Origin of the sequence: Streptomyces sp. TN58 (assembly GCF_001941845.1) — a bacterium.
GTDB lineage: Bacteria > Actinomycetota > Actinomycetes > Streptomycetales > Streptomycetaceae > Streptomyces.
In genome coordinates, this window is record NZ_CP018870.1 from 6,331,166 (window position 1) to 6,355,805 (window position 24,640).

The window sequence follows — 24,640 nt, forward strand, 5'->3', positions numbered from 1 at the left end:
GGACGCGCCCAGGCAGACGGGGGCGGCGGTCGCCGCCCCCGTCACCTTCCCCTAGACGAGTAAGTCCGAAGTTTTCGGGCGCATGAAGCGAGGGTCTCGTTGATCCGTTTGTGACGACAGATCTCGAAACCCTCGCGACTGCACTGTACGTGAGGATTGATGACTCTCTGGCAGGAACGCGGCGATGGGGCCGTCCGCCGAGGCTGACGGATGCCGAGCTGTTGACGCTCGCGGTCATGCAGGCCGTCCTCGGCTTCGCCTCCGAGACCCGCTGGCTTCGGTTCGCCCGCCGCCACCTGAGCGCCGAGTTCCCCTACCTGCCCGAGCAGTCCGGATACAACAAGCGCCTGCGGGCCGCCAACACGCTGATCAGCCGGTTCATCCGCACTCTGGCCCGCGACACCGACCTGTGGCACGACGACGTATGGATCGTGGACTCCACCCCCGTGGAGTGCGCCCGCTCACGGCCGACGGTCAAACGCTCGCAACTGGCGGGCTGGGCCGGTTACGGCTACTGCGCCTCGCACTCACGGTTCTTCTGGGGCTTGCGTCTGCACCTGCTCTGCACACCCGGCGGCCTGCCCATTGCCTGGGCGCTGGCCAACCCGAAAACGGACGAGCGTGAAGTCCTCGCCGGCATGCTCACCCAGGACATCGACCTGCTGGCCACCCACCCCGGGCAGACCATCGTCGGTGACAAGGGCTACGTCTCCAAGCACCTGGACGCCTTCATGGCCGACCACGGCCTGACCCTGCTGCGGCCCAGCTACCGCAACCGCAAGCCACGGCCGGGCGAGCACCTGCTCAAACCGATCCGGCAGCTCATCGAGTCGGTGAACGACACCCTCAAAGGCCAACTCGACCTCGAACGTCACGGAGCCAGGACCCCATCTGGGGTCCTGGCCCGCGTCGGACAACGCATCCTGGCCCTGACCGCAGCCATCTGGCACAACCGGGCCAACGGAACATCCATCACCCGATCACTCGTCGCCTACGACCACTGACCAACACTTCGGACTTACTCGTCTAGCGGTGTCGTGCCGGCGCCAGCACCGCGTGCGGGGACCGGCCCGCCGGGCCCTGGGGCGCCGGGCCCTGGGCGGGTTCCCGCCCGCGGCGCGGCCGCGCCGCGGGGGCCGGCGGCCTCGACAGGTTGGCGCTGACCATCGCCGCCGTACGGACCACGGCCTCGCCCAGCAGGGCGATCCGCTTGCCGTCCAGGGCGGTCGCCGCCACCGCGGCCACCACCTGCCCCGTGTCGGAGTACACCGGCGCCGCCACGCACGACAGCGCGCTCACGCACTGCCCGTACTGGAACGCCATGCCCTGCTCCCGGGCCCGCGCCGCCTCCCGCGACCACGCGGACCGCGACCACCCGGCAGGCGCGACCGCCTCGGGAGCGGACGCCCTCAGGATCAGCTCGGCCGCGCTCCCGGCAGGCAGCACCGCCCCGGGATGCAGGGCGAAGACGTCGTCCACCTCACTGCGCGTGCTCCCCACCACGATGGCGTGTCCCGCTTCGGAAACCGACAGGCTGACGGTCAACCGGCCGGTCGCCGAGGCCAGTTCACGCAACGGCCGCGCAGACGCGGCCCGCAGGGCCCGCGCCGGGTGCCACGCCTGCCCCAGCCGGAACGTCCTCGGGCCCAGCCGGTAGCGGCCCGAACAGCTCTGCACCGCGCCCAGCGCGACGAGTTGCCCGAGCAGCCGGTGCGCCGTGGCCTTGGGCAGTTCGGCGTCCGCCGCCAGCCTGGTCAGGCCGACCTCGTCGCCGTGCGCGAGCACCTCCATGAGTGCGAACGCGCCCTCCAGTACACCCCGCCCCTCAGTGCCGGATCTGGCCATGAGCGGTTCCCCCTTCCGTAACGGACGTCATCGGTCGGATGGTGTCCGTAACTCCCCGTTCGTCCCGGCCCATCAGCAAGAACGGTGGTACCGCCCTCCGCTTCCGCCGGTCCGTTGGACGGACCAGATCATTGCCCGTGCATCGCGATCGCGCCAGGGTGTTGTCACCCAGGGACGTACGGACCGGCCCCTCACCGGGGTACGGGACGCCCGTCCGCCAGGAGCGACAAAAGGAGGATCCGATGAGCGCGATCAAGACCAGCGCCAAGCAGTTCAAGTACGTCATGGGTGCCATGACGGCCGTCTTCTTCGGTTCTTGCTCTGCCAGCTGACGCAGATTCGGGGGGTGGGGGCGGCATGCCGCCCCCACCCCTTTTCTTCACGTTCTAGGGAGGCACGAGTGCTGGAGACCGGTGTCCGGCAGGTCCGCGTGGCGATGGCCATGGTGTTCGGCCGGAAGCTGAACGTACGGGCCGTGGAGCGGCTGGTCGCCGACGCCCTCGCCACGCTGGAGGAGTTCGGCTCACTCGGCGACGACGTCGACGAACTGGCCGACGGGCCGTTCGCCGACCCGGACGAGCGCCGCGACCTGCAGAACCGCGCGCTCCAGCGGACCGTGGCCCGGCTCGCCGGACGATCGCACTTCTACCGGGAGCGGCTGGCCGGCATCGACATCGGCGGACTGACCACCGAGACCCTCACCCGGATCCCCGTCACCCGCAAGGCGGACCTGCTGGAACGCCCCGCCGACTTCCTGTGCAGCACCCCCTACCTCGCGACCCAGACGACCGGCACCACCGGCCGCCCCGTCCAGATGTGGCTCTCCCGCTACGAGATGGAACTCTGGCCCGCACTGATCGCGCTGTCCGTCGTGCTGCGCGGCGACATCCGCCCCGGCGACCGGATGCAGATCAACCTCAGCTCCCGGGCGACGGCCGCCGTACAGGAGGACGTGGAGGTCTGCCGGCTCGTCGGCGCCTCCTGCCACGTCGTCGGCCAGGTCCCGCCCGAGGAGTCCGTCGAGCACCTGCTCGGCGCCAACGGCACCCGCCCCACCCTGCTCACCGGCAACCCCAGCTACCTCGCCCGGATGCTCACCGCGGCCCGCCGCCGCGGCTACGGACCGGCCGACTTCGGGCTCCGCTCCATCTACGCCGGCGGGGAGATCGTGTCCCCCGCCCTCGTACGGGCCCTGCGCGAGACGTTCGGCGCGCAGACCGTCGGCGACAACTTCGGCATGACCGAACTGCTGCCCGTCGGCGGCCGCACGTGCAGCAGGCACCACCTCCACATCGACCCCAACATGGGCTACACCGAAGTCCTCGGCCTGGACACGGGCGAGCCCGTCGCCCCCGGACAACTCGGTGAACTGACCGTCACGCCGTACTACCCCTACCGGGAGTGCATGCCGGTCCTGCGGTACAACACCGGCGACGTGGTCCGCACCCTGGAGGGCGAACCGGACTGCGAACTGGCCGCCGTGCCCGCCGTCTCGCAGATCCTCGGCAAGGCGGGCACCCTGCTGCGCACCGCCGACACGGTCGTGACGCCGCGCGACGTCGTGGAGGCACTGGACGGCACACCGGGCATGCCGTGGCCGCTGCGCCACCGGGCGCAGGTCGGGCCCGACGGCCGCCTCCACGTGGAGGTCGCCTCGCGGACCGCGACCACGGCCGAGGTGGCCGAACGGCTGCGGGCCCGCGACATCGACGCGCGGGTCACCGTCCTGCCGCTGGACGACGACGAGGCCGCACGCCGCTTCCCCCTGCGCTGTGACCTGTTGGAGCACACCTTCACCCGGAGCCACGCATGACGGTCTTCTTCCAGCTCGCGGTCACCGCGGCCCTCGCGCTCGCGGTCGTCGCCGGCACCATCGCCTACTTCCGTGCCGTCCGCACGGCGAGGCCGCCGGTCGGCGTCTTCAACGGCCGTGACATCTTCCTGATGATGGGCTTCGTCCTGGCGCTGCCGTACGTCTATCTCGCGCTGCCGGGCGCCGTCCTCCCGGTCGTGCTCGCCCTGGTCTTCGCCGGCGGGCTGTCCGTCGGCTACCAGCCCCTCGTCGGCGACGGCCGGGTGCGCTGGGCGCTGATCGCCGTGCTGATCGCGAGCGTGCTCGTCACGCACCTGGCCTTCGGGGAGACCGCGCCGCCGTACTGGGTGGCGAACAGCTGTGTCGTGGGCCTGGTCGTCGTCTCCGCCACCAACCTCAACGTCCAGGGCGGTATGCGGCTGAAGAACGTGGCGTGGTTCCTGCTGGCCCTCGCCGCCTACGACGCCTTCTTCGCGTGGGTCGTCCCGCTGACCCAGGAGCTGGCCGACGCCGTGCAGGGCTATCCGTACGCACCTGCCGCGGGCCTGCGCATCGGCGATGACCTCGGCGCCGTCGTCGGCATGGGCGACCTGCTGGCCTACGCCCTCTTCACGACCACCGCCTACAAGGCGTACGGAAAACCCGGGCTGCGGACCGGTACCGTCCTGGTGGTGCTGTTCGGGGCCGTGGCGCCCGTGGCGGCCCTGCACCTGATCGCGGCGGCCACCGGCGACGCCCCCGGCATCATCCCCGCCCAGGTGTTCTTCGGCCCGGCGGCCTTCACCGCCTACCAGGTCCTGCGCCGCCGCGGCCCGGAGCGGCGGATGGCCGACATCGTCTTGCGCCGCGACCGCGCCGACGCCCCGCGGCAGACCCCGGTACGCGCCGAGGCCCGGCCGGCGGCCTGAGCGGACAGGGCCGGGAGGCCCGGCGGAACGGGGCAGCCCGCCCTACCCGCGCCAGATCTTCTCGTACGCCTCCCGGAATCCCTCGGGGTCCCAGGAGGTGGTCCCGCCGCTGTTGTCGGCCGTTACCAGGTGGACGGGGGCGACGTAGCCGCTGGCGGGCCGGCCGGCGAAGGCGCGGTTGAACTCGTTGGCGATCTGCCACCCCTGCTGCGTGAGCGGCTCCGGCACGGTGGCGGCCTGGTACTGCCTGCTGTTGATGCGCTGGAAGGCGGACGGATCGCCGTCGCCGGCACCGATGTTGGCCGGCGGGCCGACGCCCGGCCGGCCGGCGGCGCGCAGGGCCGGGGCGGCGTCGGCGAAGTAGAGGTCGTTGACGGCGACCGAGTGGGTCCACCTCTTCCCGAAGCGGGACAGGAGGGAGGAGACCTCCTGCGGGGTGCGCCGGCTCGCGTCCGGGATCGGGATGTTCTCGTACGCCAGGAGTTCCACGCCGGGGCATGCGGCGAGGCGCCGCTTGATCAGGTCGGCCTTTGTCCTCGCGAAGGGGATCGAGTCATCGGTGAACAGGACGGCGCCCGCCCCGCCGCCGGACCGTGCGATGACCCAGTCCGCGCTGATCCTCGCCACGTCCTGCACCCTCGTGGTGATGTTGGTGAAGAGCGGCGGGTCCGCGCTCGGGCCGGGGGTGTCGACCGCGTGCCAGCCGATGAGCGGGATGTCCGCGGCCCGGGCCCGCGCCACCTGCTGCGAGGTCAGACGCGGATCGAACCCGCCGATGACGATGCCCGAGGGCCTGAGCGTGACGGCCTGGCTCACCGCCGCCTGGATCCCGGCCGGGCTGCCCTCCCCGTCGATCACCCGGACCTGCCAGCCGATGGCCTGCGCGGCCTGCTGGAGGCCCCGCGCGACGCCCGCGACGCCCGGATTGGTCATCGTCTGCGCGACGTAGACGATGCTCTTGCCCGGGACGGCGGCCGGCCCGGTCGTCGGCCCGGTCCACGAGGTGTCGGTGCTCTCCGCCTTCCCGACGGAGGCCCGCGCCTCCTGGAGGACGGCCGGGCAGCCCGCCGCCGAGGGCCTGCTGCCGCCCGTGCCGCCGCCGCATCCGGCGGCGGCCGCCGCGAGCAGGGCCGCGGCCGCGAGAAGGGTCGTGCGATGGGGGTACACGGTGCTCCTGACGCTCTGTGCGCTGCGGGGTGGTCTTCAGGGGGCGTCCTGACGGCTGTGCCGGGTACGGGCGGCGCCGCCGGTCGCGGTGGCGCCGGCCCGCAGCCGGCGGCGGGCGGAGTAGCCGGCCAGCCCGACCGCGATGAGCAGGGTCGCGCCGTTGAACAGCGGGGTCGCCCAGAACTGCGCGCCGAGCTGGCCGATCCCGGCGAGTCCCACGGCGAGGACGGCGACGGCGACGAGGGTGCCCAGCGCGTTGGCGCGGCCGGGTTTGATCGCGGTGGAGCCGAGCAGGGCGCCGACGAACGCGGGCAGCAGGTAGTCCAGGCCGACGCTCGGGTTGCCGATCTGCTGCTGCGCCGCGAGGAGCACCCCGGCGAAACCGGTGACGAGGCCCGACGCGGCGAAGGCGACGACGGAGTAGCGGTGGGTGGGGATGCCGAGGACGGCGGCGGCCCGCGGGTTGGAGCCGATGACGTACAGGTACCGGCCGAGCGGCAGCCGTTCCAGCAGCACCCAGAGGGCGGCGGCGAGGGCGAGGACGTAGTAGGCGGGCAGCGGCAGGCCCAGGAACGTGGAGTCGTACACGCTGGTGAAGGCGGCAGGGAGGCCTTCCGGACCGGGGACGATCCGGCTGCCGTCGGTGATCCAGCCGGTCGCCGCGTACATCATGCTGCCGGTGCCGAGCGTGGCGATGAGGGAGTCGATGCGTGCGAACTCGACGACGATGCCGTTCACGACGCCGGCCAGCGCCCCGCCGACGACGACCGTGAGGCAGGCCAGCTGCCAGGGCCAGTGCTCGTCGACGATGAGGTGCATCACCATGACGTGCGCCAGCCCCAGGCCGTAGCCGATGGACAGGTCGAACCGGCCGGCCGCGACGGGGACGGTCACCCCGAGCGCCAGGATGGCGGGGATCGACTGGTTGGACAGGATCGAGGAGACGTTGTCCATCGTCGGGAAGGTGCCCGGCAGGACGAGGGAGAAGACAAGGAACAGCAGGACCGTCAGGGTCAGCAGGCCGTAGGTGCCGACGAAGTGGGCGTGCCGGCGGATCACCGGCCCGTGCCGTTTCCGGTGATCGCGGGCAGGGCCGAGGCGGTGCGCGTCAGCTCGGCGACGCTCAGGGATTCCCCCGCCAGGTCGGCCAGCACGGCGCCGCGGCCGAAGACCAGCGCCCGGTGGCAGAGGTCGGCGACCTCGTCGAAGTCGGTGGAGACGAGCAGGACGGCGAGGCCCGCCGCCACCGCCTCGTCGAGGATGCGATGGATCGCCGCCTTCGCTCCGACGTCCACGCCGGCGGTGGGCTCCTCCAGGATCAGCAGGCGCAGGTTCCCCCGCAGCCACCGGCCGACGACCACCTTCTGCTGGTTGCCGCCGGAGAGGGTGGCGATGGGTACCTCGCTGTCCCGGGGGTGCACCTGGAACCGCTCGATCAGGGCGCGGGCCTCGGCGCGTTCGCGGCGCGGACCGGTCCAGCGCCAGTCGGGCACCCCGGCGGCCCGCGGATTGGCGAGGAAGTTCTCCCGCACCGTCAGATCGGCGGCGCAGCCCTCCTCCTGGCGGTTGCCGGCGACGAAGCCCACGCCGCGGCGCAGGGCCTCGGCGACCGTGTGCGGCCGGTACGGGCGACCGTCCAGCAGGGCCCGACCGCCCAGGAGCGGCAGCGCGCCGGCCAGGGCACGGCCCAGATGCGTGTGGCCGGCGCCGGTCAGGCCCACCATGCCGACGATCTCGCCCTCGCGCAGTTCCAGGGCGACGGGCCCGGTACGGCCGGTGGCCACACCGTCGAGGCTCAGCACGGCGCGTCGCGGCCGCGCCGCCGGACGCGCCTACGGCGGTGGGCGCGGCGGCAGCCGGCCTGCGGCGGGCCGGTTCCTGGCTCCGGGAGCCCACGATGTCGCGCACCAGGCGGGCGGGGGAGTAGGGGGCGAGCGGCCCGTGGCTGACGAGGCGGCCGTCGCGCAGCACGGCGAAGGTGTCGGCGACCTCGTACACCTCGTCGAGGCGGTGGCTGACGTAGAGGATGCCGTGACCCCGGTCGCGCAGGGTGTGCAGGACGTCGAAGAGCCGGGCGCAGTCGGCGGCGGGGAGGGTGGCGGTCGGCTCGTCGAGGACGAAGCGCCGGGCGCTGCGCGCCAGCGCGCGGGCGATGGCGACCAGGGACCGTTCGGCGGGGGCCAGGTCGGCGATGCGGGCGTCGGCGTCCAGGTGCCCGGCGACGGTCCCAAGGGCCTCCTCGCAGCGCTGCCGGGTCCGCCGCCAGGAGATCAGGCCCCGGCGCAGCGGGTAGCCGGCGCCCAGCGCGATGTTCTCGGCGACCGTCATCCACTCGACGAGGCCGAGGTCCTGGTGGATGAAGGACATCCGGCGCAGCGCGGCCTCGGAGGGGAGCGGGTGCCCGGCCACCGTCACCTCGCCGGCGTCGGCGTGGTGGACCCCGGCGAGCACCTTGATCAGCGTGGACTTGCCGGCGCCGTTCGGACCGAGAAGGGCGAGGACGCTGCCGCCGTGGAGGTCGAGGTCCACCGAGTCCAGTGCGAGGGTGCCGCCGAACCGCTTGCGGAGACCGCGTATCCGCACGAGGGGTTCCCCGTCGGAGGGCGGGGGCGGACTCGTCGAGGTGACGGGAGTGTCATGCACGGACTTCTCCGGGGCCGCCAGGGGGAGGTGATGACGCGTTACGGAACAGTCAGGATGCTACTTGGATGTGTCACCGTATGACGGACATTGCCGGTCACTGCCGGTCATGCCGCGTCCAGGGCGCATTCCGCCCAGATGACCTTGCCCTGGGCGGTGTACCGGGCGCCCCAGGCCTGCGACAGCTGCGCGACGAGGAACAGGCCCCGGCCGCCCTCGTCCGTCGTGGCCGCCCGCCGCAGATGGGGGGCGGTGCTGCTGCCGTCGGAGACCTCGCAGATCAGGTTCCGGTCGTGGATCAGCCGGACCTGGATGGGCTCGCTGCCGTAGCGGACCGCGTTCGTGACCAGCTCGCTGAGCATCAGCTCGGCGGCGAAGGCGAGTTCGTCCAGCCCCCACTCGGCGAGCTGACGGGTGGCGGCGCCGCGGACGTCGGAGACGAGGGACGGATCCGGCGCCACGTCCCACGTGGCGATCCGGTCGGCGGGCACGGTACGGGTGCGGGCGACGAGCAGCGCGACGTCGTCGGCGGGATGCTCCGGGACCACGGCCTCGATGACGGCCCGGCAGGTCTCCTGTGGTGCCCGGTCCGGGTGGGCCAGCACCTCGCGCAGCCGGTCGAGCGCCACGTCGACGTCGCGGTGCCGGCCGTCGACGAGGCCGTCGGTGTAGAGGACCAGGGTGCTGTGCTCCGGGAGCCGGATCTCGGCCGTCTCGAAGGGCAGCCCGCCCAGGCCCAGGGGCGGTCCGGCGGGCAGGTCGGGGAAGGTGACGCCGCCGTCGGGGGCGACCAGGGCCGGCGGGGGGTGGCCGGCGCGGGCCATCGTGCACACCTGCGAGGTGGGGTCGTAGACGGCGTACAGGCAGGTCGCGCCGACGATGCCGTTGCTGCCGACGGCGCTCGCGTCCTCCTCCTCGCGGTCCAGGCGGACCAGGAGGTTGTCCAGGTGGGTGAGCAGCTCGTCGGGGGCCAGTTCCAGCTCGGCGAAGTTGCGCGCGGCGATGCGCAGTCGGCCCATCGTGGCGGCGGCGTGCAGTCCGTGCCCGACGACGTCGCCCACCAGCAGGGCGACACGGGTGCCGGAGAGGGGGATGACGTCGAACCAGTCGCCGCCCACCCCGGACTCCGCGGGCAGGTAGTGGTGGGCGACCTCCACGGCGCCCTGCTCGGGGAGGCCGCGCGGGAGCAGGCTGCGCTGCAGGGCCAGGGCGAGGGTGTGCTCGCGGGTGTAGCGGCGGGCGTTGTCGATGCATAGGGCGGCGCGGGCGGCCAGCTCCCGGGCCAGCCGGCTGTCGTCGTCCCCGAAGGGGGCCGGGTCCTGCGAGCGGTAGAAGGTGGCGATCCCGAGCAGTACGCCGCGGGCGAGCAGAGGTACGCAGATCATGGAGTGCACGTCGTGGGCCAGGATGCCCCGTGCATGCTCGATGCCCGGGATCATCCAGGCCGGTGTGGTGGTCTGGAGGTCGGTCTCCAGCACGGCCGGCTCGCCCTCCAGGCAGCGCATGTGGGGGCTGCCCGGGTCCAGCCGCACCTGGTGGCCCACGGGGTGGAACGGGCAGTCGTCGCGGATGCCGTGGACCACCGTGCGGTGCAGCTCGGCCTCCGGACGTGCGGATTCCTCGCCGCGCAGCACGGCTCCGGCCAGATCGACCGTGACGTAGTCCGCGAGCCGCGGCACGGCCGTCTCGGCCAGCTCCCAGGCGGTGCGGCTCACGTCCAGCGTGGTGCCGATCCGGGTGCTGGCCTCCGCCAGCAGCTCCAGGCGCCGGCGCGCGGCGACCGCGTACTTGCCCACCTCGGGCTCGCCCACCAGCACCAGGCCCCGGACTTCGCCGCGGGCCTCGGCCGCACCGTCCGGGCGGTGCGTGCCGTCCGTGCCGTCGTCCGGGGCGGACGGCGTGCCGCGCCGGGTGGAGGCGTCGGCCAGGTGCCAGGGCAGCGACTCGGCGCGTTCCGTCGCGGCGAGGGACAGGGCGCCGAGGGCGGAGGCGGTCGGCTTCGAGGCGGCGAGGTGGTGCGCCGGCGGGGACTCGCCCGTGAGGACCGCCTCGACGACGACGCCGTCCACCCCGGACAGGCTCGTGACCGGGCTGCTCAGGAGGGTGACCCCGCGGCCGTGCGACAGGGACACCTCGACGGCGGCCCGCTGCGGGGAGCAGATGAGCTCGGTGGCCCTCGCCTGGAGGACCATCTGGTCCTGCCGGTCCAGCCCGCCGTCGGTGAGCTCGTCCAGTCCGATCAGCTGCCCGTCTTCGGCCGCCTCCCCGCCGCCGGCGCGGAGCCTGGCGTCGAGGTACGTCCGCAGCAGGGCGCGCTCCCGCGCCGAGCTCTGCTTCATGAGCCGCCGCTCGATGGACTCCGCCGCCCTGCGCACCAGGTCCGGCAGGGCCGGGTCCTCGTAGCTGCGCGGGTATCCGAAGCACAGGACGCCGACGATGTGGCCGCTGAACTGGTCCCGGATCGGCGTCGCGGAGCAGGCGTTGGACTGCGACCGCTCGGCGAAGTGCTCGGCGCCGTAGACCTGGCACAGACGCCGCTCGGCGAGCGCGAGCCCGATGCCGTTGGTGCCCGCGTAGCGCTCGGCGAAGACGAAGCCGGGGACGCTCTGGATCGGCGGCAGCCGGCCGGCCAGGGCCGGCTCCCCGAAGCGGCGCTGCACTACGGTCCCGTTCCCGTCGGCGAGGGAGACGTTCATCTGGCTGCCCGAGAACCTGCTCTGGAGCTCGTCGAGCACCGGCACCGCCGCCCGGACGAGGCGGCTGTCAGGGTCGAAGTCGTCCGTGTACGGGAGCTCGGTCTGCTCCGGTGAGAGCCCCAGCATCCGGCTGCGCAGCCACGAGTTCAGGATGGGGGCGCGGACGCTGCCCTCGACGGACTCGCCCAGCAGGAACCGCTCACGGGAGCGTACGGGGCTGATCTGGCCTCCCGCGACCCCCATCTGCACCACTTCCCCTTGCCGTGCCGCCTGCTGCCGACTGCCGTACCGGGACCCCGCACCGAGCGGGTGTGTTCGAGTATATTCCTCCACTTTTAATTGAATATGGTCGGATAGGTCCGTTCTTGCAGTGTTGTCCCTTCCTCACAGGACCGCGACCGGATTGACCGGCGAACCCGTCCCGCCGGGCACCCGGAGCGGCGAGACGACGAGCATGAACTCGTAACGCTGCGCCTCGGCGCAGGCCGCCGAGAGGGCTTCCAGGTCCAGGTTGTCCAGCAGCGGCACCCCCATGGCGGCGACGGCCAGCGCGTGGACGGGGGAGTGCACGCCCTCGACCGGCGAAGGCCGTACGTCGCTGTCCCCGTCACCGCCGAGCAGGGCGATCGCACGCCCGGCCAGCAGCGGCACGGCGTCCACGTGAAGGCCCGCGCAGGCCGCGCCGGTGTCCCAGGGGCCGAGCTCCCGCCGCCGCCGGAAGCGGCCGGAGCGCAGCAGCACGGCGCAGCCCTCGTCGATCGCGACCCCCAGCGCCCGCTCCGCGGCGGCGACGTCCCGCGCGCGCACCGCGTGGCCCGGCTCCAGCCACCGCGTCCCGAGGACGGCCGGCAGGTCGAGGAGCACACCCTTGGTGACCAGCGGGCCCAAGGCCTCCACCGAACCGAAGCGGGCGCCCCCGGCGCCGACGGCCTCCGCGGCCGGGCGGCCGTCGTAGAGCCGGCCCCGGTAGGCGACGTGGGAGAGCGCGTCGAGGTGGCTGACGGCCTTGCCGTGGTAGTCGGCGGCGATGAAGTCCTTGTACGTGGCGGGTTCCGCGGGTTCCACGTCCCCGAGATCGGACATGTAGTGCAGGGCCGGTCTGCCGTTGTCCGGCTCCGCGCGGGTGTTCCACGGCAGGCCCAGCGGGACCGCCGTGCCGGAGCGCACCAGAGCGGCGGCCCGCAGCACGTGGCCCGGCGTGACCCGGTTCCAGGCGCCGCGGTCGGCCGGAGACCACCGGCCCCACGTGCGGACCGCCGCGAAGAGGGCGTCGAACTCCGCACGCGACACCCCCGGCGAGCGGCCGGCCGGGTCCGGGAGGGCGGCGGGGCCGTCCGACGGCCCGTCCGCGGGGCCGTCTGCTGGCCCGTCCGCGGGGGTGCCGCTCACCTGCTGCTCACCCGGCAGTTCACCAAGCTGTCCACCTGCCGGCTCCTCCACTGCGCGTGCGGCCGCGGTGCTCGCCGCGGCCGGCGCGCGTTCACCAGTGCGCGCACGCAAGCACATGCCCGCCGGTCCGCGGCCCTACGCCGGGGACGCCGCAAGGTCGGCCGTACGGGGGCGCGGACCGGCCCGGGCGGGCCCGACCCCGCGCCGCCGCCGCGTGCCGCCGGCGCCGCGGTGAGTGGCGGCCACCAGCTCCGTCGGCGCAGGCTGGATGCATGCGGGTGTCCCTCCGCTCCTCTCCCCGACCGGGAGGCGGCGGTCACCACCAGGTCCTCTTCGTCCTCGCGGAGTGTGTGCCCTTCGTGATCGCGCTCCTGGTGCTGGTCATGGAGTTCACACCCGCGCACGTCCTGTACACCGGGCCCTTCCTGGTGGCCACGCCGGCGCTGGCCGCCGTGACCATGGGCCCCAGGGGCACCGTCGCCGCGGCGGCGCTGGCCGTGGCCGTGAGCATCGCCACCGCCACGTACAACCAGGCGTGGGGCGACCAACAGGTGTACAGCAACTTCCTCGCGCTCTTCCTGGTGTCCCTGGCCAGCGTGGCGACCAGCCGCATGGCCCGCGCGCGCAGCGCGACCGAGCTGAACCAGGTGCGCCGGATCGCCTCCGCCGCGCAGAAGGTCCTGCTGCGGCCCGTTCCCGAACGGCTGGGCCCCCTGCGCGCGGCCAGCCTCTACGTCGCCGCCGAGAAGGGCGCGCAGATCGGCGGAGACCTCTACGAAGCCATGGAGACCCGCTACGGCGTCCGGATGATCGTCGGAGACGTACGGGGCAAGGGACTGCCCGCCGTACGGACCGCCGCGGCCGTGCTGGGCGCCTTCCGGGAGGCGGTGCACTACGAGGACGACCTGGTGGACGTCGTCAGGCACTGCGAGGAGGCGATGCGCCGGGACGCCGCCGTGCCGGGCGCGGTCGACGAGGAAGCGCTCGCGGAGGGCTTCGTCACCGCGGTCGTGGCCCAGGTACCGCCCGGGCACGTGGTCGAGGTGGTCAACCGCGGCCACCCGCCGCCGCTGCTGCTGCGTGACGGCAGGGTCCAGGCCCTGATGCCCGGCAGTCCGCTGCCGCCCCTCGGCCTGGGCGAGTTCATCGCCGGCCCGCCCGGCACCCGGGAGGGCTACGCCTTCCTGCCCGGCGACCGCCTGCTGCTCCACACCGACGGCGTCAACGAGGCCCGCGACCCCGGCAACACCTTCTTCGCCCTGCCGGAGGCCATGGAGGCGATGCCTGGCCTGGGGCCCCGGGAGTTCCTGGACCGGCTGTGCCGGGCGCTGGTCCGCCACACCGGGGACCGGCTGGACGACGACGTGGCGATGATCGTCGTCGACCGCGCCGACGACGACCGAGGGCAGGCCCCGTGACACGTGTGCAGTGGCTCCTGGTACGCGGCGAACGCGGCAACCCCGCGACCCGCCTGGACGACCGGCGCGCGGACGGCGCCGCCTGGTCCTGGGGCAACGAGGCGCGGCCGCTGGTCCACGGCGCCGCGTACTTCGCCGAACTGCTGACGGCCGTCGACGCGATGCGCGAAGGCGACCTGCTCCTGTTCACCGACTGGCGCGGCGACCCCGACGAGCGGCTCGACGGGCCCGGCACCGAAATCGGCACGGTCCTGTGCCGGGCCGCCGAACGCGGCGTCATGGTCAAAGGGCTGCTGTGGCGCTCCCACCTGGACGGCCTCCACTTCAGCGAGCAGGAGAACCTGCACTTCGGCCAGGAGATCGCGCGGGCCGGCGGCGAATGCCTGCTCGACATGCGCGTCCGGCCCGGCGGCTCCCACCACCAGAAGCTGGTGGTGCTGCGCCACCGCGACCACCCCGAACGGGACGTCGCGTACGTCGGCGGCATCGACCTGTGCCACAACCGCAACGACGACGCCGGGCACCGCGGCGACCGCCAGTCGCTGCCCATGGCCGCCCCCTACGGGCCACACCCGCCATGGCACGACGTCCAGCTCGCCCTGCGGGGGCCGGTCGTCGGCGACGTCGAAGCCGTCTTCCGCGAACGCTGGGACGACCCGGCGCCGCTCAGCCGCAGCCCCCTCACCCGCCTGCGGGAGCGGATGCACCGCGAGGACGTCGACGCGGACCCGCTGCCGCCCCAGACCGCGGACCCGGAGCCCTGCGGCACCCACACCGTCCAGCTGCTGCGGACCTACCCCAACCGCCTGCTGCTCGGCTACCCCTTCGCCCCCGACGGCGAGCGCAGCATCGCCCGCGGCTACCTCAAGTCGCTGCGCCGGGCGCGGGCGCTGATCTACCTGGAGGACCAGTACCTGTGGTCGCCCCGCGTGGTGGCCGGCTTCGCCGACGCGCTGCGCCGCAACCCCCGGCTGCGCATGATCGGTGTCGTCCCCGCCTACCCCGACCAGGACGGACCGCTCACCCTGCCGATGAACCTGATCGGGCGGATCAACGCGCTGGCCGAGCTGCGCCGCGCCGGCGGCGACCGGGTCGCGGTGTACGGCCTGGAGAACCACGCCGGAACCCCCGTCTACGTCCACGCCAAGGTGTGCGTGATCGACGACGTGTGGGCCTCGGTCGGCTCCGACAACATCAACCTGCGTTCGTGGACGCACGACTCCGAACTCGGCTGCGCCGTCCACGACGAGGGCTTGGACCCGCGGGATCCGCGCGACCCGGGCGGCCTGGGGGACGGCGCCCGCGTCTTCGCCCGGGAGCTGCGCCTGGAGCTCATGCGCGAGCACCTGGACCTTGCGGCCGGCGCGGTCGGGGAGGGTGACAGAGACGGCGGCGCGGACGCCGACGGTGCGGGCGGCTCGCTGTGCGATCCCGTGGCCGCCTTCGAGGCCTTCCGGGCGGCGGCCGCGGCGCTCGACGCCTGGTACGAGGGCGGCCGCCGCGGCCCCCGCCCGCCCGGGCGGCTGCGCGGCTACGGTCCGCCGGAGCTGTCCGCCGGGCGCCGGCTGCTGGCCCGCCCCCTGCACCGCGTCCTGGTCGACCCCGACGGCCGCCCGATGGGGCTCAGGCTGCGCAAGAGGTTCTGAGCGGCGCCGCATACCCGGGCGAACCCCGGCAAACCGGTGCGCGACGCCCTTGGACGGGTACCCCTTAAGCGGCCAATGAGTAGTGGGGTTAGCATATGAGCGCCGCCTAGCTCGAAAGATAAAGCCTGTGACTGTCAACGAGGACTCGTTCACCAACTGGAACCACCGCGAGGAGATCGCGGAGGCGATGATCCCGATCATCGGGAAGCTGCACCGGGAGCGGGACGTCAACATCCTGCTCCACAGCCGCTCCCTGGTGAACAAATCGGTGGTCAGCATCCTCAAGACCCACCGCTTCGCCCGGCAGATCGACGGCGAGGAGCTGTCGGTCACCGAGACCATGCCGTTCCTGCAGGCGCTCACCGCCCTCGACCTCGGTCCCTCGCAGATCGACCTCGGCATGCTCGCCGCCACGTACAAGGCCGACGACCAGGGCCTGTCGGTGGAGGAGTTCACCGCCCAGGCGGTCGCCGGCGCCACGGGCGAGAACAAGCTGGAGCGCAGCGAGGGCCGCGACGTCGTCCTGTACGGCTTCGGCCGCATCGGCCGCCTGGTCGCCCGCCTGCTCATCGAGAAGGCCGGCTCCGGCAAGGGCCTGCGCCTGCGCGCCATCGTCGTCCGCGGCGGCGGCGACCAGGACCTCGTCAAGCGCGCCTCGCTGCTGCGCCGCGACTCGATCCACGGCCAGTTCCAGGGCACGATCACGGTCGACGAGGCCAACAGCACCATCGTCGCCAACGGCAACGCGATCAAGGTGATCTACGCCAACGACCCCTCCGAGGTCGACTACACGGCGTACGGCATCAAGGACGCCATCCTCATCGACAACACGGGCAAGTGGCGCGACCGCGAGGGCCTGTCCAAGCACCTGCGCCCCGGCATCGACAAGGTCGTCCTGACCGCCCCGGGCAAGGGCGACGTCCCGAACATCGTGCACGGCGTCAACCACGACACCGTCAAGCCGGACGAGCGGATCCTGTCCTGCGCGTCCTGCACCACCAACGCGATCGTCCCGCCGCTGAAGGCCATGGACGACGAGTACGGCGTCCTGCGCGGCCACGTCGAGACCGTCCACTCGTTCACGAACGACCAGAACCTGCTGGACAACTACCACAAGGCCGACCGCCGCGGCCGCTCCGCGCCGCTGAACATGGTCATCACCGAGACCGGTGCCGCGTCCGCCGTCGCGAAGGCGCTGCCCGACCTCAAGGCCCCGATCACCGGCAGCTCGATCCGCGTCCCCGTCCCGGACGTCTCGATCGCCATCCTCAGCCTGCGCCTGGGCCGCGAGACCACCCGCGAGGAGGTCCTCGACCACCTGCGCGACGTCTCGCTGAACTCGCCGCTGAAGCGCCAGATCGACTTCACCACCGCCCCCGACGCCGTCTCCATGGACTTCGTCGGCTCGCGCCACGCGTCCATCGTCGACGCCGGCGCGACCAAGGTCGACGGCGACAACGCGATCCTCTACCTCTGGTACGACAACGAGTTCGGCTACTCGTGCCAGGTCATCCGGGTCGTCCAGCACGTCTCCGGCGTGGAGTACCCGACCTACCCGGCTCCGGCGGTCTGATCCCGCCCGACCCCTGTCGACACCGCCGCCCCGCCGCTCCGCGCCGCGGGGCGGCGGTGTCTTCTGCCCGGGCCCTTCCCCTCGGGTCCTCCCCCCCCAGGGTCCTTCAGCTCAGGCGTCCGCGGGTACCGGCCGCCGCAGCAGGTACACGGCGGCGGCCCCGACCAGGGCGGCCATGCACGCGATGAACACCAGCCCGGCGCCCTCCAGGCCGATCGGGTCCACGAGCAGTCCCACGCCGATGACCGGTACGGAGATGCCCGCGTAGGCCACCACGAACAGCGTCGAGACCACCGCCGCGCGCCGGTCCGGCGGCGAGGCCGCGGCCACCGCCGCCAGCGCCCCCCTAAACGCCAGCCCCTGCCCGGCCCCGCCGACGACCGCGCTGGCCACCACCAGCGCCAGCAGGTCCCACACCAGGGCCCCGGCGAGCAGCGCGAGCCCGGCGATCAGCCCCGCGCAGCCCAGCGGCAGCGACCGCCCCACCCCGACCCGGCCGACCGCCAGCTGCCCGGCGGTCGAGGCGAAGAAGGCCAGTGCCACGACCAGCCCGCTGACCGCCCGGTCGTGCACGTCGAGGGACTGCGCGAGGAAGGCCGGACTGACCGAGGTGAACACCCCGAACAGCGCGAAGCCCGCGAACGCGGCGATCGCCGCCGGACCGAAGACGGACCGCACCTGAGGAGGCACGCCGGGCCGCTGCGGCCGTACGGTCCTCAGCGGCCGCCGCTCCCGCACGGTCTCCTCCAACCCCAGCACGACGGCCGCCGAGACGGCCACCAGGAGCAGGTGCACGGCGAACGGCAGGTACAGCGGCCAGGGCGCGTACTGCGCGAGCACCCCCGCGAGAAGGGGCCCGCACCCCAGTCCGCCCATGTTGGCGGCCGTCGCCACGAACGTGGCCCGGGAGGCCCCGCCGGGCGGCGCCAGTTCCATCACGTAGACCGTGGCGGCTCCGGTGAACAGCCCGGCGGAGAGCCCCGACAGCAGCCGGCCGGCGTACAGCCAGCCCATCGCGGTGGCGCACAGGAAGCAGACGGCGCTGGCCGCGGAGAACCCCAGGCCCGCCAGTAGCACCGGCCGCCGGCCGACGGCGTCCGAGGCGTTGCCGGCCACCAGGAGCACACCGATGACCCCGAAGGCGTACACGGCGTACACGACCGTCACCACCAGCTCGGAGAACCCGAACTTCTCCTGGTAGAGGCCGTAGAGCGGGGTCGGCAGCGTGGTGCCGGCCATGCACACGGCGAACACCGCCCCGGCGAGCGAGCACTGGCGCCACCCTCGGCGATCACCGTCCATGCCGCCGACGGTAACCCGGCACCCGCGGGCCCGCAGGACGGCTCAGGGGCGGCCCGCGTGGAGTTCCAACGGACCGGTGCCGTCGGCCCGGGCGTCGAGGCACGCCGTGATCTGGCGCCGCAGCACACCCTTGACCAGGCCGGGAAGCTCCTCGCGCGGGACGGTGCGCCACTGGAGGAGCTCGGTGGGGTCCAGCCGGATCCGGGCCAGGGTGGGGGCGTCGAGGACGCCGCCGTCGTAGAGGAAGCGGATACGGGCCGGGCGGCCGGGCTTGTGCGACCAGTTCACGGCGAGCAGGCGGCCCGGGGCCAGGTCGAGGCCCAGCTCCTCGCGGACCTCCCGCCGGGCCGCGGCGCGCGGGATCTCGCCGAGGTCGCTGTCGATGCCGCCGCCCGGCAGGTTCCAGCGGTCGGTACGGCCGTACGCGGGCTGCACCAGCAGGATCCCCCCGTCGGCGGCGGTGAACACCACACTCGCCGCGGTCAGCGCCTTCGGCCGGCTGGCCCGGTGGCTGGCCGCGTCGAGCGCGCCCGCGTGCTCCAGGGCCGCCCGCCGGGCCGGATCCAGACCGGCCGGGGAGCCCGGCTGGGGCACACCGTCGACCAAGTGGGCGAAGGAACCGGTGTGCAGGGCCGCCAGTCCCGCGCGCAGCCGGGGCGCGATCCGGTCGGGCAGCACCGCGCAGGCCTCCTCCGGCCGCAGCCAGCGCGCCTCGGTGATCTCGCCGTCGGCGAACGCGATCGCCGCGGCCTCCCCGGGGGAGAGCGGCCCGACGAGGTGGACGTGCACGATCAGGGAACGGCCGAGCCGGCCGGGCGGCCGCGAGTCCACCGCCAGCAGCCGGCCGACCGGCACCCCGAGGTCCAGCTCCTCCCGCAGCTCGCGGGCCAGCCCCTGCTCCGGCGTCTCGGTGTCCTCCACCGTGCCGCCCGGCAGCTCCAGGTCCGCCTTGTACGAGGTGGTCAGTACGAGCACCCGCCCGCGGGTGTCCAGGACGATCCCGGTGGCGGCCACGAGCGGCGCCGGCTGCGCGGCGTAGTAGGCGCGCACCGCGTCGGGGGAGGGGCGGTCGGGCACGGCGGGCTCCTGGGCTCGGGTCTTCGGCAAGCACTATGCCGGTCCGCCGTGCGGACACGGCCGCCGACATGCGGGTGCCGGGCGCCGTCCGGCCCCGGGTCCGCGGGCCCGGCGCGGGTGCGGTCGCAACACCCCCCTAGGCGCGGGCCAGGAGGAGGCCGCCCATGGTGACCATCGTCGCGGCGACGAAGCCGTCCATGACCCGCCAGGCCGAGGGGCGGGCGAGCAGTCCGCTCAGCAGCCGGGCCCCGTAGCCCAGGCCGGCGAACCAGGTCAGGCTGGCCAGGCCGGCCCCCACGCCGAAGGCCCAGCGCAGGTCGCCCCGGTCGGCGGCGAGGGATCCGACGAGCAGCACGGTGTCGAGGTAGACGTGCGGGTTGAGCCAGGTCATGGCCAGGCAGGTCAGCACGGCCCGGCGGGCTGATCCGGCGGCGGCCCCCTCCGCGGTGAGGGCGGCCCCGGGGACGGGCCGCAGCACCCGGCGCGCGGCGAGCACCCCGTAGCAGACGAGGAAGGCGCCCCCGGCCAGCCCCACGGCGGTCAGCGCGGCCGGCCAGGCGGTCACGAAGGCCCCGACGCCGGCCACGCCGAGGGCGATGAGGAGCGCGTCGGAGACGGCGCAGATGGCGACCACGGCGAGGACCGCGTGCCGGCGCACGCCCTGGCGGAGGACGAAGGCGTTCTGCGCGCCGATGGCGACGATGAGGGAGAGCCCGGTGCCGAAGCCGGCCAGGGCGGCGGTGGTGATGCCGTGTGTCATGCCTCCGACCGTAGGCAGCCGACCCCTTTCAGTACAGCTAAAGATTTTTACGTACCATTAGCGACCGTGATGGACGAACTTCCTCTGGACCAGGTGCGCACCCTCCTCGCCGTGGTCGACGAGGGCACCTTCGACGCCGCCGCGGCCGCCCTGCACGTGACGCCCTCGGCGGTCAGCCAGCGCGTCAAGGCCCTGGAACAGCGCACCGGCCGCGTCCTGCTCATGCGGACCAAACCGGTGCGGGCGACGGAATCCGGCGAGGTGGTGGTCCGCTTCGCCCGGCAGCTGGCCAGGCTGGAGCGGGACGCGCGCGCCGAGCTGGGCATGGCCGACGAGCGGGGCCCCGTACGGCTGCCCATCGCGGTGAACGCCGACTCCCTCGCGACCTGGTTCCTGCCGGCGCTGACGAGGGTCCCGCAGGATCCGCCGATCTGCATCGAGCTGCACCGTGAGGACGAGTCGCACACGACGGCCCTGTTGCGCGAGGGGCAGGTCATGGCCGCGGTGACCTCCTCACCGGATCCGGTGGCCGGGTGCAGCGTGCGGGTGCTGGGACTGGCCCGCTACCTGCCCGCGGCCAGCCCCGCCTTCGCCGCCCGGTACCTGACGGGCACGCCGGAGAGGGACCTGCGCCGGGCTCCCACGATCGTCTTCGACCGCAAGGACGACCTCCAGGACGCCTTCGTCCGCTCCCTGACCGGGGACGGCGCGGCCGGGGCGGGGCCCGTGCGGCACCACGTGCCGACGTCGGAGGGCTTCCGCGACGCGGTCGTCGCCGGGCTGGGGTGGGGGCTGGTACCCGAACAGCAGGCGGGCCCGCTGGTGCGCGCGGGTGAGCTGGTGCTGGTGGTGCCCCGGCGGCCGTTGGACGTACCGCTGTACTGGCAGCAGTGGAAGCTGGACTCGCCGGCCCTGTCGCTGGTGGCCGACGTCGTCGCGGCGGCGGCCGCGGAGGCGCTGCGCAAGGCTTCGGCCTGACGGCGGGCGGCGTGACGGCGGGCGGCGTGACCGCGGCCGGGGGTGACCGCGGCCGGGGTGACCGCGAGGGCCGGCGCGGCCGGCGCATAGGCTTCCCGGCCATGGAGTCCTACACGATCGGCCAGGCCGCCCGGCTGCTCGGCGTCAGTGCCGACACCGCCCGGCGCTGGGCGGACGCCGAACGCTTCCCCACCCGCCGCGAGGGCGCCCGCAGGATGGTGGACGGGCCGGATTTGGCCGCGTTCTGCGTCGAGGCCGCGCAGGAGGCCGCCGACGGCGAGGAGGCCGCCCGTACCTCGGCGCGCAACGCCTTCCCGGGGATCGTCACCGGCGTGAAGCTGGGCACGGTCGACGCGCAGGTGGAGATCCAGGCCGGCCCGCACCGCATCGTGGCGCTGCTGACGCGCGAGGCGGTGGAGGAACTCGGCCTGGAGGTGGGCGCGCGGGCCACCGCGCGGGTCAAGTCGACCAGCGTCTTCGTCGACCGGGCCTGAGGCCCCCGGACCGGCCCCCGGCCGCCCACCCCCACCGGCCCCCGGCCGCCCAGCCCCACCAGCCCCCGGCCCAGCCCCACCGGCCCCCGGAACCCCGGCGCCCGGCGGGGGGTGCGGCGACGATGGCAGACTGGCCGCTGATCCGCCGAAGGGGAGTACGCCGTTGTCCATGTTCAGCAACCTGCGCCGGGCCGTGCGCCGCGGCTACCGGCGGGCCGTCGACCTCAGCCACCCCGCCCGCTCCCCGCTCGGCAGCTCGGTGGTCAACTGCCTGGTCTACCGGGACGGGGTGCGGCAGGAGGACTGCGCGGAGGCCGAGGAGGCGCTGCGCCGGGTCCGCAAGACGGGTGACGGCTTCGTCTGGATCGGCCTGCACGAGCCGGCGCAGTCCGAACTCGCCGGGCTCGCCGAACTGTTCGGCCTGCACCCCCTCGCCGTCGAGGACGCCGTGCACGCGCACCAGCGTCCCAAGGTGGAGCGCTACGGCGACACGCTGTTCTCCGTCTTCCGGACCGTGCGCTACGTCGAGCACGAGGAACTGACCGCGACCAGCGAGGTGGTGGAGACCGGGGAGCTGATGGCCTTCACCGGCCATGACTTCGTCATCACCATCCGGCACGGCGGCCGTGGCACCCTCGGTCCGGTCCGCGAGGAGCTGGAAGCCGCCCCGGAGCAGCTGGCCAAGGGCCCCGCGGCGGTCCTGCACGCCGTCGTCGACCACGTGGTCGACGACTACACGGCCGTCACGGACGCCGTCCAGAACGACATCGACGCCGTCGAGACCGCGGTGTTCAGCGAGAACGGCGGCCGCGGCGACGCCGGCCGGATCTACCAGCTCAAGCGTGAACTCCTCCAGCTGCGGCGGGCGGTGGCCCCGCTGGGCCGCCCGCTGGAGCAGCTGGCCACCCAGCCGATACCGGTCATCCCGCCGGAGATCCGCGCGTACTTCCGGGACGTGGCCGACCACGTGACCCGGGCCACCGAGCAGATCGGCGCCTACGACAACCTCCTGGACTCCATCCTCCAGGCCCACCTCGCGCAGGTGACGGTCGCTCAGAACGAGGACATGCGCAAGATCACGGCCTGGGCGGCGATCGTGGCCGTCCCCACCATGGTCTGCGGGGTCTACGGCATGAACTTCGACCACATGCCGGAACTGCACTGGACGTACGGCTACCCGCTCGTCCTCGGCGTCATGGCGCTCGCCTGCTTCGTCATCCACCGGGGCTTCCGCCGCAACGGCTGGCTCTGAACCGGCCCGCCGACAGGCCGGTTCAGAGCCGCGAGGCCGAACGCGCCCGGTGGTTCGCGAGGGGCGCGGCGGCGGTCTTGAGCCGTCTCCGGGTCTGGCAATAAGGTTTCCTAACCGATCCAGGACGCCTCAACTCCCCCAGGGAGGCCTCGTGTTCACTTTCCGTCGCAGGATGCTGGCGGCCGGAGCCCTGTTCGGCAGTGCGCTCCTCGCCGTACCCGTCGCCGCCCACGCCACCGCCGCGACCCCGCCCGCCACCGCCCGTGAGGCGGCCGCCGCGGGGCTCGACGACCCGGCGAAGAAGGAGATCGCCATGCGGCTCGTCTCCAGCGCGGAGAACTCCTCGCTGGACTGGAAGGCGCAGTACAAGTACATCGAGGACATAGGCGACGGCCGCGGGTACACCGGCGGCATCATCGGCTTCTGCTCCGGCACCGGCGACATGCTCGACCTCGTCGAGTACTACACGCAGATCAAGCCGGGCAACGTCCTCGCCAAGTACCTGCCCGCCCTACGCCAGGTCGACGGCAGCGACTCGCACGCCGGACTCGACCCGGACTTCACCGGGGACTGGGCGAAGGCCGCCCAGGACGCCGAGTTCAGGAAGGCCCAGGACCACGAGCGCGACCGGGTCTACTTCAACCCCTCCGTGAAGCAGGGCAAGTCGGACGGCGTCGGCGTCCTCGGCCAGTTCGTCTACTACGACGCCACCGTGATGCACGGCGACGGCACCGACCCCACCAGCTTCCGCAACATCCGCAAGCGCGCCCTGTCGAAGGCCAAGCCCCCGTCCCAGGGCGGCAGTGAGACCGCCTGGCTGAACGCCTTCCTCGACGCGCGGGTGTGGGCGATGAAGCAGGAGGAGGCGCACAGCGACACCAGCCGGGTCGACACCGCGCAGCGGGTCTTCCTCAGGAAGGGAAACCTGAACCTCGACACCCCGCTCGACTGGAAGGTCTACGGCGACTCGTTCCACATCGGCTGACGGGTCCGCGGGCACGCGGGGCGGGGCGCGGCGGGGTGTCGCGAGGCGGTAACGATGTGAGTAACGATCCGGGTGGCTCCCGGGGTGTCAAGTAGGCCTCGTGTGCGGACGATTCGGACGTCCGGGGACATGGCGCCGCCGCTGTGTCCCGAACGCATAACTCCGGTGCCGGAAATCGGACGGTCCGGCCGATTCGCCTTCCCCGCAAGTGGCTTGACCGCGACGTAAGGGGGGCATAAGTTCTGCCCCGGCTTGCTCCAGCAGGACGGGCCGAACCAACCGTCCTCTGGGGGGACCCATGAACTACTACCTCGATGTCCTGAAGAAGTACGCCGACTTCTCCGGCCGCGCGCGCCGCCAGGAGTACTGGATGTTCGTACTCTTCCAGATCGCCGCGATCATCGTCGTCTCGATCCTGGACGCCGTCCTCGGCACGGCCCCGTGGCTGTACGCGCTCTACGCGCTCGGCACCCTCCTCCCCAACCTGGCCGTCGCCGTGCGCCGCCTGCACGACATCGGCAAGTCCGGCTGGTGGCTGCTCATCTCCCTCGTGCCCTTCGTCGGCGGCATCTGGCTGCTCGTCCTGCTGGCCACCGCCGGCCAGCAGCAGCCGAACCAGTACGGCCAGGACCCGAAGGTCCTCGCCGCCTGATCAGGCGCACGGGCCCGATCGCGGCCTGACCGCAGGAGCGTCGCC

19 protein-coding genes and 1 pseudogene are annotated in these 24,640 nt (G+C 73.4%); 11 read left to right on the plus strand and 9 right to left on the minus strand.

Features of this window, described 5'->3' with window-relative positions; all coding sequences use genetic code 11:
• Nucleotides 1-110: 110 nt before the first annotated feature.
• Entirely contained in the window at nucleotides 111-1,004 is an 894-nt protein-coding gene (locus BSL84_RS28540; RefSeq protein WP_030036058.1) for an IS982 family transposase, read from the plus strand.
• A 22-nt stretch (nucleotides 1,005-1,026) separates the two neighbouring features.
• Here BSL84_RS28540 and BSL84_RS28545 read toward each other — a convergent pair whose 3' ends face one another.
• Nucleotides 1,027-1,845, minus strand: coding sequence for an IclR family transcriptional regulator (locus tag BSL84_RS28545; protein ID WP_045321279.1), 819 nt, complete (start codon nucleotides 1,843-1,845; stop codon nucleotides 1,027-1,029).
• 400 nt (nucleotides 1,846-2,245) lie between these two features.
• Here BSL84_RS28545 and BSL84_RS28550 point away from each other — a divergent pair, with 400 nt between their 5' ends.
• Nucleotides 2,246-3,658, plus strand: coding sequence for a phenylacetate--CoA ligase family protein (locus BSL84_RS28550; protein ID WP_075971461.1), 1,413 nt, complete (start codon nucleotides 2,246-2,248; stop codon nucleotides 3,656-3,658).
• Nucleotides 3,655-4,566: a hypothetical protein gene (locus BSL84_RS28555; protein ID WP_030031057.1), complete on the plus strand. Its 912-nt coding sequence runs from the start codon at nucleotides 3,655-3,657 to the stop codon at nucleotides 4,564-4,566. Before BSL84_RS28550 ends, BSL84_RS28555 begins: the two co-directional genes overlap by 4 nt.
• 42 nt (nucleotides 4,567-4,608) lie before the next feature.
• On the opposite strand, the gene BSL84_RS28560 is transcribed toward BSL84_RS28555, so the two are convergent.
• The 5 genes and pseudogenes from BSL84_RS28560 to BSL84_RS28580 all read right to left on the minus strand — a co-directional run bounded on the left by BSL84_RS28560 (nucleotide 4,609) and on the right by BSL84_RS28580 (nucleotide 12,359).
• Nucleotides 4,609-5,694, minus strand: a complete 1,086-nt coding sequence (locus tag BSL84_RS28560; RefSeq protein ID WP_079273494.1) for a substrate-binding domain-containing protein — start codon at nucleotides 5,692-5,694, stop codon at nucleotides 4,609-4,611.
• A 75-nt stretch (nucleotides 5,695-5,769) separates the two neighbouring features.
• Complete coding sequence (locus BSL84_RS28565) at nucleotides 5,770-6,792, minus strand: ABC transporter permease (protein WP_075971463.1); 1,023 nt, start codon at nucleotides 6,790-6,792, stop codon at nucleotides 5,770-5,772.
• Nucleotides 6,789-8,376 (minus strand): annotated as a pseudogene (locus tag BSL84_RS37835) (sugar ABC transporter ATP-binding protein). Before BSL84_RS37835 ends, BSL84_RS28565 begins: the two are co-directional and overlap by 4 nt.
• Before the next feature lie 104 nt (nucleotides 8,377-8,480).
• Nucleotides 8,481-11,312, minus strand: a complete 2,832-nt coding sequence (locus tag BSL84_RS28575) for a SpoIIE family protein phosphatase (RefSeq protein WP_075971464.1) — start codon at nucleotides 11,310-11,312, stop codon at nucleotides 8,481-8,483.
• 141 nt (nucleotides 11,313-11,453) lie between these two features.
• Nucleotides 11,454-12,359, minus strand: coding sequence for a cyclase family protein (locus BSL84_RS28580; protein ID WP_234308334.1), 906 nt, complete (start codon nucleotides 12,357-12,359; stop codon nucleotides 11,454-11,456).
• Nucleotides 12,360-12,730: 371 nt separating this feature from the next.
• Between BSL84_RS28580 and BSL84_RS28585 the strand changes: the two genes are divergently transcribed.
• From BSL84_RS28585 to BSL84_RS28595, 3 genes are all read left to right on the plus strand, one after another.
• Nucleotides 12,731-13,876, plus strand: a complete 1,146-nt coding sequence (locus tag BSL84_RS28585) for a PP2C family protein-serine/threonine phosphatase (RefSeq protein WP_030031883.1) — start codon at nucleotides 12,731-12,733, stop codon at nucleotides 13,874-13,876.
• Nucleotides 13,873-15,522 carry a phospholipase D family protein gene (locus BSL84_RS28590; protein WP_075971465.1) on the plus strand — a complete coding sequence of 550 codons (1,650 nt, stop codon included), beginning with the start codon at nucleotides 13,873-13,875 and terminating at the stop codon, nucleotides 15,520-15,522. Before BSL84_RS28585 ends, BSL84_RS28590 begins: the two co-directional genes overlap by 4 nt.
• 127 nt (nucleotides 15,523-15,649) lie before the next feature.
• Entirely contained in the window at nucleotides 15,650-17,095 is a 1,446-nt protein-coding gene (locus tag BSL84_RS28595) for a glyceraldehyde-3-phosphate dehydrogenase (RefSeq protein ID WP_030031161.1), read from the plus strand.
• A 111-nt stretch (nucleotides 17,096-17,206) separates the two neighbouring features.
• Here the strand turns inward: BSL84_RS28595 and BSL84_RS28600 are convergent, their stop codons facing one another.
• The 3 genes from BSL84_RS28600 to BSL84_RS28610 all read right to left on the minus strand — a co-directional run bounded on the left by BSL84_RS28600 (nucleotide 17,207) and on the right by BSL84_RS28610 (nucleotide 20,234).
• Nucleotides 17,207-18,397 carry an MFS transporter gene (locus BSL84_RS28600; protein ID WP_030031163.1) on the minus strand — a complete coding sequence of 397 codons (1,191 nt, stop codon included), beginning with the start codon at nucleotides 18,395-18,397 and terminating at the stop codon, nucleotides 17,207-17,209.
• A gap of 42 nt (nucleotides 18,398-18,439) precedes the next feature.
• A complete protein-coding gene (locus BSL84_RS28605; RefSeq protein ID WP_159393574.1) occupies nucleotides 18,440-19,474 on the minus strand; it encodes an NUDIX domain-containing protein in 1,035 nt (344 codons plus the stop codon).
• 136 nt (nucleotides 19,475-19,610) lie between these two features.
• Nucleotides 19,611-20,234, minus strand: coding sequence for a LysE/ArgO family amino acid transporter (locus BSL84_RS28610; protein ID WP_030033009.1), 624 nt, complete (start codon nucleotides 20,232-20,234; stop codon nucleotides 19,611-19,613).
• A gap of 69 nt (nucleotides 20,235-20,303) precedes the next feature.
• Between BSL84_RS28610 and BSL84_RS28615 the strand changes: the two genes are divergently transcribed.
• The 5 genes from BSL84_RS28615 to BSL84_RS28635 all read left to right on the plus strand — a co-directional run bounded on the left by BSL84_RS28615 (nucleotide 20,304) and on the right by BSL84_RS28635 (nucleotide 24,595).
• Nucleotides 20,304-21,212, plus strand: coding sequence for a LysR family transcriptional regulator ArgP (locus tag BSL84_RS28615; RefSeq protein ID WP_030033011.1), 909 nt, complete (start codon nucleotides 20,304-20,306; stop codon nucleotides 21,210-21,212).
• Between the two features lie 101 nt (nucleotides 21,213-21,313).
• Nucleotides 21,314-21,706, plus strand: a complete 393-nt coding sequence (locus tag BSL84_RS28620) for a TOBE domain-containing protein (protein ID WP_030035146.1) — start codon at nucleotides 21,314-21,316, stop codon at nucleotides 21,704-21,706.
• 169 nt (nucleotides 21,707-21,875) lie between these two features.
• On the plus strand, nucleotides 21,876-22,958 hold the full coding sequence (corA, locus tag BSL84_RS28625; protein ID WP_030029502.1) for a magnesium/cobalt transporter CorA: 1,083 nt from the start codon (nucleotides 21,876-21,878) through the stop codon (nucleotides 22,956-22,958).
• A gap of 172 nt (nucleotides 22,959-23,130) precedes the next feature.
• Entirely contained in the window at nucleotides 23,131-23,943 is an 813-nt protein-coding gene (locus BSL84_RS28630) for a chitosanase (protein WP_079273327.1), read from the plus strand.
• Nucleotides 23,944-24,241: 298 nt separating this feature from the next.
• The gene (locus tag BSL84_RS28635; RefSeq protein WP_030029500.1) at nucleotides 24,242-24,595 is read left to right on the plus strand and encodes a DUF805 domain-containing protein; all 354 of its coding nucleotides are present in this window, start codon (nucleotides 24,242-24,244) and stop codon (nucleotides 24,593-24,595) included.
• The last annotated feature ends 45 nt before the right edge of the window (nucleotides 24,596-24,640 follow it).

Coding starts and splice junctions, on each gene's coding strand:
- BSL84_RS28575 (WP_075971464.1), bottom strand. CDS start 11,312: ATGGGGGTCGCGGGAGGCCAGATCAGCCCCGTACGCTCCCGTGAGCGG.
- BSL84_RS28585 (WP_030031883.1), top strand. CDS start 12,731: ATGCGGGTGTCCCTCCGCTCCTCTCCCCGACCGGGAGGCGGCGGTCAC.
- BSL84_RS28555 (WP_030031057.1), top strand. CDS start 3,655: ATGACGGTCTTCTTCCAGCTCGCGGTCACCGCGGCCCTCGCGCTCGCG.
- BSL84_RS28610 (WP_030033009.1), bottom strand. CDS start 20,234: ATGACACACGGCATCACCACCGCCGCCCTGGCCGGCTTCGGCACCGGG.
- corA (WP_030029502.1), top strand. CDS start 21,876: ATGTTCAGCAACCTGCGCCGGGCCGTGCGCCGCGGCTACCGGCGGGCC.
- BSL84_RS28600 (WP_030031163.1), bottom strand. CDS start 18,397: ATGGACGGTGATCGCCGAGGGTGGCGCCAGTGCTCGCTCGCCGGGGCG.
- BSL84_RS28545 (WP_045321279.1), bottom strand. CDS start 1,845: ATGGCCAGATCCGGCACTGAGGGGCGGGGTGTACTGGAGGGCGCGTTC.
- BSL84_RS28635 (WP_030029500.1), top strand. CDS start 24,242: ATGAACTACTACCTCGATGTCCTGAAGAAGTACGCCGACTTCTCCGGC.
- BSL84_RS28620 (WP_030035146.1), top strand. CDS start 21,314: ATGGAGTCCTACACGATCGGCCAGGCCGCCCGGCTGCTCGGCGTCAGT.
- BSL84_RS28615 (WP_030033011.1), top strand. CDS start 20,304: ATGGACGAACTTCCTCTGGACCAGGTGCGCACCCTCCTCGCCGTGGTC.
- BSL84_RS28630 (WP_079273327.1), top strand. CDS start 23,131: ATGCTGGCGGCCGGAGCCCTGTTCGGCAGTGCGCTCCTCGCCGTACCC.